The sequence below is a fragment of the Microbacterium resistens genome (assembly GCF_021172025.1).
Taxonomy (GTDB): Bacteria; Actinomycetota; Actinomycetes; order Actinomycetales; family Microbacteriaceae; genus Microbacterium; species Microbacterium resistens.
Genome location: NZ_CP082781.1, coordinates 2,768,392 through 2,781,893 on the forward strand (window position 1 = coordinate 2,768,392; position 13,502 = coordinate 2,781,893).

The 13,502-nt window shown below is 73.2% G+C and carries 12 protein-coding genes; 3 read left to right on the forward strand and 9 right to left on the reverse strand.

Translation table 11 applies throughout. The features are described 5' to 3' along the window. Positions 1 to 29: 29 nt before the first annotated feature. Positions 30 to 2,747, forward strand: coding sequence for a penicillin acylase family protein (locus K8F61_RS13085; RefSeq protein WP_231819430.1), 2,718 nt, complete (start codon positions 30 to 32; stop codon positions 2,745 to 2,747). 486 nt (positions 2,748 to 3,233) lie between these two features. On the opposite strand, the gene K8F61_RS13090 is transcribed toward K8F61_RS13085, so the two are convergent. Genes K8F61_RS13090 through idi form a run of 9 tightly spaced genes read right to left on the reverse strand, consistent with a single transcriptional unit; the run spans position 3,234 to position 11,970 of the window. Further along, positions 3,234 to 4,451, reverse strand: a complete 1,218-nt coding sequence (locus K8F61_RS13090) for a ferrochelatase (protein ID WP_231819431.1) — start codon at positions 4,449 to 4,451, stop codon at positions 3,234 to 3,236. After that, a complete protein-coding gene (locus K8F61_RS13095) occupies positions 4,448 to 4,975 on the reverse strand; it encodes a pyrimidine dimer DNA glycosylase/endonuclease V (RefSeq protein WP_231819432.1) in 528 nt (175 codons plus the stop codon). The genes K8F61_RS13090 and K8F61_RS13095 overlap by 4 nt, the downstream gene beginning before the upstream one ends. After that, positions 4,972 to 6,438, reverse strand: a complete 1,467-nt coding sequence (locus K8F61_RS13100; protein ID WP_231819433.1) for an SDR family oxidoreductase — start codon at positions 6,436 to 6,438, stop codon at positions 4,972 to 4,974. The genes K8F61_RS13095 and K8F61_RS13100 overlap by 4 nt, the downstream gene beginning before the upstream one ends. Then, positions 6,435 to 7,325: a prenyltransferase gene (locus K8F61_RS13105; RefSeq protein ID WP_231819434.1), complete on the reverse strand. Its 891-nt coding sequence runs from the start codon at positions 7,323 to 7,325 to the stop codon at positions 6,435 to 6,437. Before K8F61_RS13105 ends, K8F61_RS13100 begins: the two co-directional genes overlap by 4 nt. Beyond that, a complete protein-coding gene (locus K8F61_RS13110; protein WP_231819435.1) occupies positions 7,322 to 7,648 on the reverse strand; it encodes a lycopene cyclase domain-containing protein in 327 nt (108 codons plus the stop codon). Before K8F61_RS13110 ends, K8F61_RS13105 begins: the two co-directional genes overlap by 4 nt. After that, a complete protein-coding gene (locus tag K8F61_RS13115) occupies positions 7,645 to 7,968 on the reverse strand; it encodes a lycopene cyclase domain-containing protein (RefSeq protein ID WP_067246778.1) in 324 nt (107 codons plus the stop codon). The genes K8F61_RS13110 and K8F61_RS13115 overlap by 4 nt, the downstream gene beginning before the upstream one ends. Beyond that, the gene (gene crtI / locus K8F61_RS13120; protein WP_231819436.1) at positions 7,965 to 9,518 is read right to left on the reverse strand and encodes a phytoene desaturase family protein; all 1,554 of its coding nucleotides are present in this window, start codon (positions 9,516 to 9,518) and stop codon (positions 7,965 to 7,967) included. Before crtI ends, K8F61_RS13115 begins: the two co-directional genes overlap by 4 nt. Beyond that, a complete protein-coding gene (locus K8F61_RS13125) occupies positions 9,515 to 10,378 on the reverse strand; it encodes a phytoene/squalene synthase family protein (protein WP_231819437.1) in 864 nt (287 codons plus the stop codon). The genes crtI and K8F61_RS13125 overlap by 4 nt, the downstream gene beginning before the upstream one ends. Beyond that, positions 10,375 to 11,970, reverse strand: a complete 1,596-nt coding sequence (gene idi / locus K8F61_RS19105) for an isopentenyl-diphosphate Delta-isomerase (RefSeq protein ID WP_336246459.1) — start codon at positions 11,968 to 11,970, stop codon at positions 10,375 to 10,377. Before idi ends, K8F61_RS13125 begins: the two co-directional genes overlap by 4 nt. A 68-nt stretch (positions 11,971 to 12,038) precedes the next feature. Here idi and K8F61_RS13140 point away from each other — a divergent pair, with 68 nt between their 5' ends. Further along, positions 12,039 to 12,599, forward strand: coding sequence for a MarR family winged helix-turn-helix transcriptional regulator (locus K8F61_RS13140; protein WP_231819438.1), 561 nt, complete (start codon positions 12,039 to 12,041; stop codon positions 12,597 to 12,599). Between the two features lie 59 nt (positions 12,600 to 12,658). Next, complete coding sequence (locus tag K8F61_RS13145) at positions 12,659 to 13,498, forward strand: alpha/beta fold hydrolase (RefSeq protein ID WP_231819439.1); 840 nt, start codon at positions 12,659 to 12,661, stop codon at positions 13,496 to 13,498. Positions 13,499 to 13,502 lie beyond the last annotated feature (4 nt).

Below are 13,502 nucleotides of genomic sequence, written 5' to 3' on the forward strand. Positions count from 1 at the left end.
TGCGTGTCAGCCGGAACGAAGGACGCGCGATGTCGACGACTCTTCCCCCCTCCGCCGCCGAGCCCCGCCCGAGGCGACGGATCGGCCGGATCGTCGGACGGGTGGCGTTCGGCGTGCTCGCCGGCATCGTCGTCCTCGCGACCGCGGCGGCCTTCTTCGTCGTCTGGACGATCCAGCGCTCCTTCCCGCAGACCACCGGCGAGCTCGCGCTGTCCGGGCTCGAGGCCCCGGTCACGGTGCAGCGGGACGACCGCGGGATCCCCACGGTGTCGGCCGACAGCACGCACGACCTCTTCTTCGCGCAGGGCTTCGTGCACGCTCAGGACCGCTTCTTCGAGATGGACTTCCGCCGGCACGTCACCAGCGGCCGCGTCGCGGAGCTGTTCGGCGCGTCGCAGGTGGAGACGGACAAGTTCCTCCGCACCCTCGGCTGGCACGAGATCGCCCAGCAGGAGGTCGACGCGATGGACGAGACCACGCGGAGCTACTACGAGGCGTACGCCGAAGGGGTCAACGCATACCTCGCCGAGAACACCGGCGCGGAGGCGTCCCTGGAATATGCCGTGATCGGCATGACCAATCCGGACTACACGCCCGAGCCGTGGGAGCCCGCCGACTCGGTGGCCTGGCTGAAAGCGATGGCCTGGGATCTGCGGACCAACATCGAGGACGAGACGACCAGGGCGATCCTCGCCCAGACGACGGACGCGGCCACCATCGACGCCGCGTATCCCGGGTACCCGTTCGACAGGAACCCGGTCATCGTGCCGGTGATCACCGACCTGTCGGGCGAGGGCACCCCCGCGGCGCCCGCCGGCACCGGTGCCGGGGCGCCCGCCGAGGGCGAGGCGGAGGCGGAGGACGCCGGCACGCCGACCCCGAGCAGCACCGAGACCCCGGCCGCGGACGGCGCCGGCGCGGCGGCCACCCCCGGCATCCGCTGGACAGAGGCGGACGGCGTCCTCGGCGCCGTCGACGCCCTGCTCGGCGACCCCGGCGAGGGCATCGGCTCGAACTCGTGGGTCGTCTCCGGCGATCTCACCGAGAGCGGCATGCCGCTGCTCGCCAACGACCCCCACCTCGGGGCGTCCCTGCCGTCGGTCTGGTACCAGATGGGGCTGCGCTGCACGACCGTCTCCGACGAGTGCCCGTTCGACGTCGCCGGGTTCTCGTTCTCGGGCCTGCCGAGCATCGTCATCGGCCACAACGCGACGGTCGCCTGGGGGTTCACGAACCTCACGACCGACGTCGCCGACCTGTACGTCGAGAAGGTGAACGGCAACGCCTACTGGCGGGACGGGCGCGGGGATCCGCTGGAGGTCCGTGAGGAGACGATCAAGGTCGCCGGCGGCGAGGACGTCCCCCTCACCATCCGCAGCACGGTGCACGGGCCGATCGTGTCCGGGCTGACCGCGGACTTCACTGCGATCGCCGAGGACCCCCGGATCACGACCGGCGTGGTCGGGGGCGTCGAGCAGGTCGGCCCGCCTCCCGCGGACGTGGAGTCCTGGCCGGGCGAGTACGCCGTGAGCCTGCGCTGGACGGCCCTGGATCCCGGCACGACCTCCACCGCCATCTTCCGGATGGGCACGGCGAAGGACTTCGACGACTTCCGGGCCGCGGCCGCGCTCTTCGACGTCCCGGCGCAGAACCTCGTCTACGCCGACACCGAGGGCAACATCGGCTATCAGACCCCGGGGCGGCTGCCCATCCGCGGCGCCGGGAACGGGTGGCTGCCCCAGCCCGGCTGGTCCAGCGCCTACGACTGGCAGGGCGAGATCCCCTTCGAGGATCTTCCGGTCTCGTACAACCCGGAGGAGGGCTACATCGTCACCGCGAACAACGCGATCGTGGACGACGACTACCCGTACTTCCTCTCCCGCGACTGGGACGCCGGCTATCGCGCCGCGCGCATCGAGGCGCTCATCGAGCGGCGATCCGCCGCCGGCCCCCTCACGGCGCAGGACCTGGCCGACATCCAGTACGACCAGGAGTTCTGGATCGGCAAGCAGCTCGCGACCGCGATGCGCGACGTCGAGGTCTCCGGCGCCGGACCGAAGAGCGCGGTGAAGCTGTTGTCCACGTGGGACGCCCAGAACTCCGCGGACTCCGCCGCGGCCGCGTACGCCAACGTGCTGTGGTCGAACCTCGCGCACGATCTGTTCGTGGAGCGGGAGGTGCCGCTGCCGCTCGACGGACAGGGGCGCCTGTTCACCGTGGTCGGCGCGCTGCTGGACGACCCGGACAACGCGATGTGGACGAACGAGACGCTCGGCGTCGCCGGCCGGGACGAAATGCTGGCGCTGGCCGCCGAGCAGGCCTACGACGAGCTCTCCGGGCTGCAGGGCACCGATGTCAGCCGCTGGAACTGGGGCGATCTGCACGCGATCACGCTGACCCACCAGACGCTCGGGACCTCGGGCATCGCCCCCGTCGAGGCCCTGTTCAACCGCGGCCCCTTCCCGGTCGGCGGAGGATCCTCGGTCGTCGACGCGACCGGGTGGGTGCTGGGCGAGTCGTATGCGACGACGACCGTGCCGTCCATGCGCATGGTGATCGACCTGTCCGACTTCGACCGCTCGACGTGGAACCACCTGACCGGCGCCAGCGGCCATGCGTTCCACGAGCACTACACGGATCAGAACGAGGACTGGCGCGCCGGACGGCAGACGCCGTGGGCGTTCACGCCGAAGGCCGTCGACGCGGCGACCCGGGACACCCTGCGCCTCACCCCCTCCGCTCGCTGAGCGAGCGCGTCTCGGCGAGACGAAACGCGTACCAGCCCCGGGTCACCACGTTTCGTCTCGTCGCTGCGCTCCTCGCTCAACGACCGGAAGAAGGAGTCGCCCCGGAGCCGAGCGGAGCGATGGCCTCGTCCGACGCGCTGGCATCGGGTCTGGCGGGAGCCGACCGAAGGACGGCGGGGGACCGCGCGACGGACGAGGCCATCGCGCAGCGGACCGCACCCACGCCGCAGCCCCGGGTCGCCACGTTTCGTCTCGTCGCTGCGCTCCTCGCTCAACGACCGGAAGGAGACCGGAAGGAGTGTCGACCGGGAGCCGAGCGGAGCGATGGCCTCGTCCGACGCGCCGGCATCGGGCCTGGCGGGAGCCGACCGAAGGACGGCGGGGGACTGCGCGACGGACGAGGCCATCGCGCAGCGGCCGCACCCCGGGTGAGCGCGTTTCGTCACTTCGCTGCGCTCCTCGCTCAACGACCGACAACCGCGCCCGTCAGGGGGCGACGCCGGCGATGGCCGGCCCGGGGGCGACCCCCGCCTTCACACAGCACCCGGGCCGGCAGACGTCGTACCAGACGCCGATCGGGGTCACTGCGGCACGCTGCGCCACCGGGCGACCGACCACCCGCTCGCGCACGAGATCCACGAGCGCGTCCACGAAAGCCGGGTGCACACCGGGCGTCGCGACCCGGCCGAACCACAGCCCGGCCTCCTCGGCGGTCTCCCTGGCCTCCCGGTCCAGATCCCACAGCACCTCGAGATGGTCGCTCACGAACCCGATCGGCACGACCAGGACCGCGGTGCGGCCGGAGAGCGCGGCGATCGCGTCGTTCACGTCCGGCTCCAGCCACGGGGTGGACGGCGCCCCGGACCGCGACTGGTAGACGAGCCGCCACGAGACGCCCGGCGCCGCCTCCGCCATGACGTGCTCGGCCACCGCGAGGTGCTGCGCGGCGTACCCTCCTCCGTCCACCCCGGCGAACCTCCCGGCTCCCGACAGCTCGGCATCCGCCGACGGGATGCTGTGCGTCGTGAACAGCACCTCGATGCCGGACCGCTCGTGCCCCGCGCGCTCCGCCTCCGCGATCCCCTCGCGGAGCCCCTCCACGAAGGGCAGGACGAACCCGGGGTGCGAGAAGAACTGACGCACCTTGTCGATCTGGAGCACGCCGTCCAGCCCGGAGGCCTCCAGCGCGTCCGCCCAGTCCTCGCGGTACTGCCGGCAGGACGAGTAGGAGGAGTACGCGCTCGTCGGGATCGCGATCATCCGGCGGACGCCGTCCGCCGCGGCCTCGGCGAGCACGTCGTCGAGGTAGGGCGCCCAGTTGCGGTTGCCCCCGTACACGGGCAGGTCGAGCCCGGCCGCGGCGAGCGCCGAGCGGAGGGCGTCGCGCAGGGCGCGGTTCTGGCCGTTGATCGGGCTCACGCCGCCGAAGTGCCGGTAGTGGTGCGCGACCTCCTCCAAGCGCGCGTCGGGGATCCCACGGCCGCGGGTGACGTTGCGCAGGAACGGCATCACGTCGTCCTGCCCCTCGGGTCCGCCGAAGCCGGACAGGAGCACGGCGTCGTACGCGACGGGCTCCTCGACGAAGGGACGCCCGCCCTGCGCGGCCGGGGTCGCTGAGGCGACCACGGCGCCCGGATCGAAGTGGGCGGCGCCGGCGCGGGGCGGCTTGGTCTCACGGCGGATGGTCGGGACGGCGTCGGTCATGCGTCTCTCCTGTCGTCGGGCCTCTCGGCGGGCGGGGTCGGGTCTTGGGCGTGCTCGGGGGCATGATCGGGCCTCCGGGCGGATCGGGCCGGAGGGAGCACCCGCTCCCAGTCCGCGATCGGGCCGGGGACGACGGCGAAGCACGGGTGCGGGTCGGGGGTCTCGATCGTCCGCCACCGCTCCCAGACCTCCGGGCTGCGTGTCTGCAGCTTCGTCCTCAGATGCCCCCACTCGTAGGCGATCTGGCCCGTCGTGACGGACAGCTCCGCGGCGGACCCGGTCGCCCGGATCCGCTCGCGCGCGAAACGGTATCCCCGTCGGTCCGCCTCGTCGGCGAGGACGGAGAGGAAGTCCCCGATCGCGGCGAGGGGATCCTCGGCGCGGCGGAACCGGAGCAGCTGCGGATGCCGCGCGTAGCCGCGCTCGGGTGCGAGGATCACGGCCTGCGCGAGAAGCGCCTCGCGCCACCCGGCGACGAGCCCCGCCCGGTCGAGGTACCGCGGATGCAGCGACCAGAGCCTCACGACGGGTCCCCCTCCGGTCGAGAGGCTTCCCGCACGATGCTCGCCACCATCCCCCCGAAGATCACGCCGTGCAACGGCAGCAGCACGGCCCAGTAGAGGCGCCCGAGAAGACCCTTCGGGAAGAACACCGCGCGCTGACGGTAGACGCTCCCGTCACCGTCCGGATCGACGCCGAGCTCCAGCCAGCCCCGTCCCGGCATCCGCATCTCCGCGCGCAGGCGCAGCGAGCGTCCGCGATCGATCGTCTCCACCCGCCACACGTCCACCGCGTCGCCGGTCTGCAGCCGCGTGGGGTGGCGTCGGCCGCGACGCATCCCGACGCCGCCCGTGATCCGGTCCAGCCACCCGCGGGCCGCCCACGCCACGGGCGACGAGTGCCAGCCGTTGGCCCCGCCGATGGACTCGATGACGCGCCACACCGCCTCGGCCGGCGCGTCGCTGCGCCGCTCCCGGACGTCGGTGTAGACGGTGTGGCCGGACCAGTCCGGGTCGCTCGGCAGCGGGTCGCTCGGCGCTCCGGGCACGGTCGCGTCCTGCCAGCTCGTCTCCACGGCGCCCTCCCGCTCGCGGCGCAGGGCGAGGCGGACGGCCGTGCGGTAGGGCAGCAGGCCCTCCGCGGGCGGGGGCAGATACCGGTCGATGTCGTGCTCGCGCACCACGCAGTCGTTCTGCAGCGATGCGATGATCGGCACCGCGATCCGCCGGGGCACCGGCGTCACGAGGTTCACCCACTGCGAGGCGAGCCACGGCGTGAGGACGGGCAGTGCGGCGATCGGCCGCTGCGGCAGGCCGGCCTCCACCGCATAGCCGTTCATCATCTGCCCGTACCGCAGCACGTCCGGACCCCCGATGTCGAAGGTCCGGTTCAGCGTCTCGGGGATGCTGACGGCCCCCACGAGGTACCGCAGCACGTCGCGCACGGCGATCGGCTGGACGCGGTTGCGCACCCAGCGCGGCGCGGGCATGTAGGGCAGCACCTCGGTGAGGTGGCGGATCATTTCGAACGAGGCGGAGCCCGACCCGATCACGATGCCCGCCTGGAAGACGAGCGCCGGGACGCGGGATTCGAGGAACACCTGCCCGACCGCGGCCCGGGAGGCGAGGTGGGCGGACAGCGCCACCCCGTCGGGGTGCAGACCGCCGAGGTAGACGATGCGGCCCACGCCCGCGTTCTCCGCCGCCGCGGCGAAGGCCTCGGCGTCGCCGCTCTCGCTCGCGCCGAAGCCGCGACCGGCCCCGAGGGAGTGCACGAGGTAGACGGCGACATCGACCCCGTCCATGGCGGGCGCCGCTCCGTCCGAGACCTCGCCCTCGACCACGCGGACGCGGTCGCGCCAGGGCACGTCGGCGAGCTTCCAGGGCGCCCGCACGAGGCAGACGACCTCGTGGCCGGCCTCGAGGAGCAGGGGCACGAGCCGACCGCCGATGTATCCGGTCGCTCCGGTGACGAGCACGCGGGTCATGAGAAGAGTCCTTCCCTGGCGCAGAGGATGAGCAGGATCGTGAGGGCGCATCCGGTCGCGTAGTTGATTGCGAGGAACCGTCGCCAGGCGCGGTTCACGGTGCCCGACGCCTCGTCGGAGACCCGCAGGTACGGCCAGGCGCTCGCGACGTACGGCACCGCGGCGAGCGCCGCGAGCGCGGCCGGCCACGGCGTGAACGCGACGAGGACCCCCGCGCCGGTCCAGAGCAGCACGGCCAGCCGGACGGTCGTCGCGCCTCCGAGCGCCGTGGCGACGGACCCGATCCCCGCCTCACGGTCGGGCACGATGTCCTGGACCGCGCCGAAGGCATGACTCGCCATGCCCCAGAGCAGGAACGCGACCATCGCGACGACGATCGGCGGGGTGATCTCGGTCCCCGCCAGCGCCAGGCCGTACAGCGCCGGCGACACGAAGTGCACGCTCGAGGTGAGCGAGTCGAGGACCGGGATCTCCTTGAAGCGCAGCCCCGGGACCGAATAGGCGACCACGGCGAAGAGGCTGAGCGCCAGCACCGCCCACGACCACGGCCTCGCCGCGCCGAGCACGAGGAGCGCCACGACGAAGGGCGCCGCGAGCGTGACGGACCAGAGGAGGGCGGCCCGGTGCAGACGCGTCGGCAGCAGCGCCCCCTCGACCCCGCCCTTGCGGGGGTTCGCGATGTCGGAGGCGTGGTCGAAGACGTCGTTCACGCCGTACATCAGGAGGTTGTACGGGACGAGGAAGAACAGCGTCCCCACGACCAGCGCCGCGTCGATCCGGCCGGTGGTGAGCACGACGACTGCGGCGAACGGGTACGCGGTGTTGATCCAGCTCAGGGGCCGCGAGGTCGCCACGAGCGCACGGACGGTGCCGAGGACGCCGCTCACGAGACGCTCCGGCGATCGGTGCCGCGAAGGAGCTCGGCCGCACCGCCGAGCAGCATCGTGCCGACCACGGGGTAGAGGAAGTCCTCGACGGGCATGAGTCCGAACCGGATCCCGCTCGTGTGCCGGTCCCCGTAGTCGAAGAGCCCGGCGGCCATCATGACGTTGTCGAAGACCGCCGTGAGCAGGACCAGCGCGGCCGTCGTGATCGCCCAGGTCCGGAGGTATCCGCCCGCGGTCCCTCGCGCGCGGGCCCGGACGCCGCCCGCGAGGAACGCCGCGATGCCGACGCCGATGAACGGCAGGGACATGACCAGGTACGTCACCGCGCCGCCCTCCGTGCCGCGAGACGCCGGGCTCCGCCGAGCAGCACGAGCGTCAGGTAGCAGAGGAAGGCGACGAACAGCAGCTCCTCGACGGGCAGCTGCGGGGCGACCAGGATCCCCGTTGCCCACCGGGAGTCGAGGTGGCGGAACACCCCGGTGGCGATGCCGACGAGATCCCACGCCAGGAAGAACGCCACCCCGACGGCCAGCAGGACGCCGGTGCGGATCGGCGCGCGGGCGAAGGCCAGCCGGAACCGGGCGTCGAGGAGGCCGATGCACACCCCGCTCCCGAGCAGGGCGGCGGCGTAGACGAGGCTCACGGCTCCTCCAGGGGTCCGGGCGTGCGGATGCCGCGCACGTGCTTGAGGACGAGCTCCGCGCCGATCAGGCACATCGGCAGCCCGACGCCGGGGACGGAGGTCGCTCCGGTGTAGAGGAGCCCCTCGATGCGGCGCGACCGCGTGACGCCGCGGAGGAAGGCGCTCTGGCGCAGCGTGTGGGCGGGGCCGAGCGCGCTGCCGCGGAAGGTGTGGAACTCCTCGGCGAAGTCACCCGGCCCCATCGTCCGGCGCACGGCCACGCGCGACGCGAGGTCCGGGACGCCCGCCCAGCGGGAGATCTGCGCGACGGCCCGGTCCGCGACCTCCTCCACGAGAGGGTCCCCCGCCCCGTCGACGCCCCCGCGGCCGATCCCGACGTCGGGCGGCACGGGCACGAGGACGAACAGGTTCTCGCAGCCCTCCGGCGCCACCGTGTCGTCGGTCGCGCTGGGCATGCACACGTAGAGGGAGGCGGGGTCCGGGATTCGCGGCCGAGGGCCGAAGATCGCGTCGAAGTTGTCGTGCCAGTCGTCGGCGAAGAAGAGGGTGTGGTGGCGCAGCTGCGGCAGGCGCCCCCGCACGCCGAGCATCACCAGCACCGCCCCGGGGCCGGTGACCTGCCGCTCCCAGCGACGAGCGGGGTAGGAGCGATCCGCCTCGGCGAGCAGCGCGGTCTCCGTGTGGTGCTCGTCGATCGCGGACACCACGATGTCCGCGGCGTGGAGCCGCCGACGCCCCTCCTGCACCGTCTCCACGCCGCGGACGACGCCGCCCTCCGAGCGGATCGCGACCGCCTCGGCGCCCCTCTCGACGACGACTCCGTGGCGTTCGGCGAGATCGGCGAGCGAGGCGACGAACCGGCGGAACCCGCCCTGCGGATACCGCACGCCGTCGACGAGGTCCATGTGGCTCATGAGGTGATACAGCGCCGGGGCGTCGAACGGCGACGTGCCGAGGAAGACGGCCGGGTACCCCAGGATCTGCCGCAGCCGGCCGTCCCGGAACCGCCGCGACACGGACGACCACAGCGACCGCGTCAGCAGGGGCAGCACGGCCGGGGCGTTGCGCAGGACACCCGGCGACGCGAAGGCCCGCCACGAGGAGAAGGGGTTGTAGAGGTAGGCGGCCAGCGCCGCCCGGTACGCCCGGGTCGCCGAACGGAGGTACCGCCGGAGGCGCTCGCCGGACCCCGGCTCCCGCGCCTCGAACAGGGCGGCGGCCTCGTCGGTCCCCGACCGCACGTCGGTCGGCGGATCCTCCCGCTCGTCCCCGGGCTCGCCGACCACCCGGTAACCGGGGTCGAGGCGGACGAGATCCAGGTGCTCCGCGGTCGTCGTGCCCATCATGCGGTAGAAGTGCTCGAACACCTCGGGCATGAGGTACCACGACGGACCGGTGTCGAAGACGAAGCCGTCGCGCTCCCAGGCCCCCGCCCGGCCGCCGACCTCGTCCCGCCGCTCCAAGAGCGTGACGTCGTGGCCGTCGCGGGCGAGCAGGCACGCGGTGGCGAGGCCGGCCACTCCCCCGCCGATCACGACCACGCGGCTCATCGGGCCCTCCGAGCGAGCGCGCGGACGAGGATCCCGGCCTTGACCGGATCCGGGACACGCACCCGTTGCCGGGCGACGAGGGCGGCCGGCGTGCGCTCCAGGCGCATCGCCAGCTCGCCGAAGAGCGTCCGCGCCGCCCACACCGCGGGCCGGCAGGACGGATCGAGGAGCGGGATGGCCGCGTCCGCCGCCCGCAGGTCGTCCCTGATCCGCGCCAGCGCCGCGGCCTTGGCCTCCTCCGTCAGCCCCTGCTCGGTGCCGAGGACGTATCGACGCCCCAGCTCACCCCGGTCCGCGGCGTAGTCGCGGAGGAAGTTCACGTTCTGGAAGGCCGCCCCCAGACGCGCCGCGCCGTCGCGGAGGATCCCCCGTTCCTCGTCGCTGCGAGGGCGACCGCCCTCGAACACGGCGAGGCACATGAGCCCCACGACCTCCGCGGAGCCGTGCACATAGGACCGAAGACCCTCCGCATCGAGCGCGACCTCCTCGGTGTCGGTGCGCATCGCCGCGAAGAAGGGGCCGTACAGATCGGCGCCGATGCGATGCTCCCGAGCCGTGAGCGCGAACGCGTGCACGACGAGGTTCGTGCTGAAGCCGAGGTCGATCGCCTGCGCCGTCTCGGCCTCCAGGTCGTCGACGAGGCGGCGTCGATCCTCCCGGCCGACGCCGGCATCGGCGGCCGGACCGTCGACCAGCTCGTCGGCGACCCGCACGAGCGCGTAGATCCGGGAGATGTGCGTGCGAACGCCCGCGGGCAGCAGGCGACTCGCCCAGGCGAACGACGTGGAGTACCGGCGGATGACGACCGACGCGCTGTCCGTCGCCGCCCGGTCGTAGAGGCTCAGCCCGGTGGCGGTCATGCGCGACGCACGCTGCCGGCGTCGGTCACCTCCCTGAGCCGTTGCGCGAGGGGCCCCGGCAGGCCGGCGTCCGCGATGAGCGTCATGAGCTCGGCGCATCGCTGGTCGATCAGTGCCTCGACCGTCGCACGCGCCCCCGAGCTCTCGACGACGCGCCGCATCTGGGCGCCGTCGTCCGCGGACAGCCCGCCGTCGCCGAAGTGCCGCGCGACGGCCGGCCACCCCGGGTCCGTGCGCGCGAAGGAGATCAGCAGCGTCTCCTTGCCCTCCCGCAGGTCGCTGAGCACGGACTTCCCGGTCTCCCGCTCGTCGCCGAACGTCCCGAGCACGTCGTCCCGGAGCTGGTACACGACGCCGATGCGCCGGCCGATCCGGTCCAGCGCGTCGATGGTCCGCGGTGGCGCCCCCGCGAGGAGCGCCGCGAGGACCAGGGGCGCGCGGAAGGAGTACGCGGCCGTCTTCTGCTCGATCATCGCCAGCACGTCCTCCGGCGTCGCCGCATCCAGGTGCATGCTCAGACGCACGTCCGTGTGCTCGCCCGCGGCCGTCTCGAACACCGTCTCGTCGAAGGTCCGGAGCACCGCCGAGCGCACCGGCTCCGCGACGTCGAGGCCGGCGAGCAGTGCGTGCGCCCGGGTCAGCAGGAGGTCTCCGGCGAGGATCGACGAGGCCTCCCCCCACGCGCGCGCATCGCGCCGGGACGCACCGCGCGTCCGGGCCTCGGACGCGAAGCTGCCCGTGACGTTCTCCCGGCCGCGACGGGTGAGGTCGCCGTCGATGACGTCGTCGTGGATGACGAAGGCGGCGTGCAGGATCTCCACCGCGCAGGCGGCGTCGATCGCGGCCGCGCGGTCCGCGCCGCCGAGATCCGCGTAGGCCCCGAGCAGCAGGCGCGGCCGGATCTTCTTGCCCCCCGTCACGAGGACGCCGATCGCGTCCCACAGGTGCGCGTACGCGGGCGCGAATCCGGCGGCGGCCTCCCGGCGCGCCTCCTCCAGGATCTCGCGGAGCCGATCGTCGAACGCGGCGTACAGCGCGTCCGCGAGGGGACGGCCTCGCTCCGCCCTCGGCCGGCCCGCCTCGGCCAGCGCGGGTCGCAGGGCGGGGAGATGTGCGACGAGCCACGGGCTGAACGCCCACGGAGCCGCGTCGACGGCCGCGGCGAGGTCGGCCGCGGTCGTCCAGCGGGTCTCCGCGACCTCGCGCGGATTCGCCGCGACGGCGGAGACGGCGCGGGCCAGAAACACGGGGCAGTGCTCGTTCTCCCGCACTCCTGAGGCGTCGACGGCCGTGTACCCGAAGTCCGGAAGGGGGCAGGCCAGGATCTCGACCTCCAGGCCCAGCTCGAAACGGGCGCGCCGGTGGACCGCCTCCTCGAGGTCCTCCCCCGGTCGGGGGTGACCGCAGAACGCGTTCGTCCAGACCCCCGGCCACGTCTGCTTCCCGAGCGCCCGGCGGGTCATCAGAACGCGCCCCTCGTCGTCGACGACGTGACAGGAGAACGCGAGATGCCGCGGTGTCGTCCGCGTGTGCACGGTCGCCTTGGGATGCGTGCCGACCGCAGTGCCGGCGTCATCGACGAGAACCACCATCTCCACCGGATCCTCATTTCTTTAGCCTGGCAAGAATTCAACCTAGCATAAGACAGTACGATGGAGCCGTGGCCGAGAGAGAACACCCGCCGAGGGGTCGCCGACACGCGTCCATCGACCCCGACCTCGTGGACATCGACGGCCTCTCCGAAGAGGACGTCGAGCAGTCCTTCGCGGTGATGGAGGCGCTGGGGACGTGGCAGAGCGCCGCGCGGGCGCTGTCCGAGGCTTCAGCCCGGTTCATGCGTCTCAACGAGACCGACATGCGCGCCATCCGGGTCATCATGCGCGCCCAGCAGCGCGGCGAGGTCGCCACCCCCAAGCTCATCGCGCAGGAGGTCGGCATCTCCAGCGCTTCCACGACCAAGCTCGTCGACCGGCTCGTCGCGGGCGGGCACCTGATCCGGTCGGCCCACCCCACCGACCGGCGCACCGTGGCCATCCGCGTCACCGCCTCGACCCGAAGGTCCGCCCACGACACCATCGGCCGCCAGCACGCGCGACGGTTCGCGGTCGCCGCCGCGATGTCCCCCGTCGAGCGGGGCGCGGTGATCCGCTTCCTGGAGCGGATGACCGCGGCGGACGCCCCCCAGGGCGACCTCCTCGATCCGGCCTCCGCGCACCCCTGACCTCCGACCGCGGAGCCGCCGATTCCGGCCCGCGCCGCCCCGCGCATTAGGGTCGGAGGGTGCCCCGACCGCTCCTGAGCCGCGACTCCGACGCCGCCGTCCGGGAGTTCGACGCCGATCGCGCGGGCGTCGTCGGCGTGCCGAGCGGCGCGGTGCTCGTCGGCGAGACCTTCGGACGCGCCGCTCCCGTCTACGTCCTGCTGCACGGGCTCGGGATGGGGCGCAGCGTGTTCGTGGACCTCGTCGAGCACCTCGCGGACACGCCGCTGGGTGACGCCGAGGGGCTGGAGGGCACGGTCGTCGCCGTGGACCTGCCCGGCTTCGGCGAGGCGCCGGAGCCCGAGCGCCCGCTCACGATGGCGGAGCACGCCGAGCTCGTCGCCGCCTTCCTCCGCTCGGAGGACCGTCGCGACACGATCGTCGTCGGCCACTCCATGGGCAGCCAGATCGCCGTCGAGCTGGCGGCGCGCCACCCCGACCTCGTCGCCGCGGTCGTGCTGGCGGCGCCCACGGTCGACCAGAGCGCCCGCGGCGTCCTCAAGCAGGCCCTGCGGCTGGGGCGCGACATCCTCCGGCTGGATCCGCGGGTCTTCCTCCGCGGCGCCCGGGAGTATCTGCGGGCGGGTCCGCATCTCGCCGCGAAGGTCCGGGCGACCGTGACGCATCGCCCCGAGGAGGCCCTCTCCCGCATCCGCGTGCCGACGCTCGTGCTGCGCGGCGCATCGGACCCCGTGTGCCCGGCGCCGTGGTGCCAGTCGGTGGTCGACGGCCTGAGCGACGCCCGGTTCGAGCTCATCCCCGGGCACGGCCACGAGACGCTCATCAGCGACTCGCGCCCGGCCGTCGAGCTCATCGTCGACTTCCTCCGCCAGACGTTCCCGCCGGCGAAGACCGGCTGACGCC

Coding starts and splice junctions, on each gene's coding strand:
- K8F61_RS13125 (WP_231819437.1), bottom strand. CDS start 10,378: ATGACCGCCACCGGGCTGAGCCTCTACGACCGGGCGGCGACGGACAGC.
- K8F61_RS13100 (WP_231819433.1), bottom strand. CDS start 6,438: ATGACCCGCGTGCTCGTCACCGGAGCGACCGGATACATCGGCGGTCGG.
- crtI (WP_231819436.1), bottom strand. CDS start 9,518: ATGAGCCGCGTGGTCGTGATCGGCGGGGGAGTGGCCGGCCTCGCCACC.
- idi (WP_336246459.1), bottom strand. CDS start 11,970: ATGGTGGTTCTCGTCGATGACGCCGGCACTGCGGTCGGCACGCATCCC.
- K8F61_RS13085 (WP_231819430.1), top strand. CDS start 30: ATGTCGACGACTCTTCCCCCCTCCGCCGCCGAGCCCCGCCCGAGGCGA.
- K8F61_RS13090 (WP_231819431.1), bottom strand. CDS start 4,451: ATGACCGACGCCGTCCCGACCATCCGCCGTGAGACCAAGCCGCCCCGC.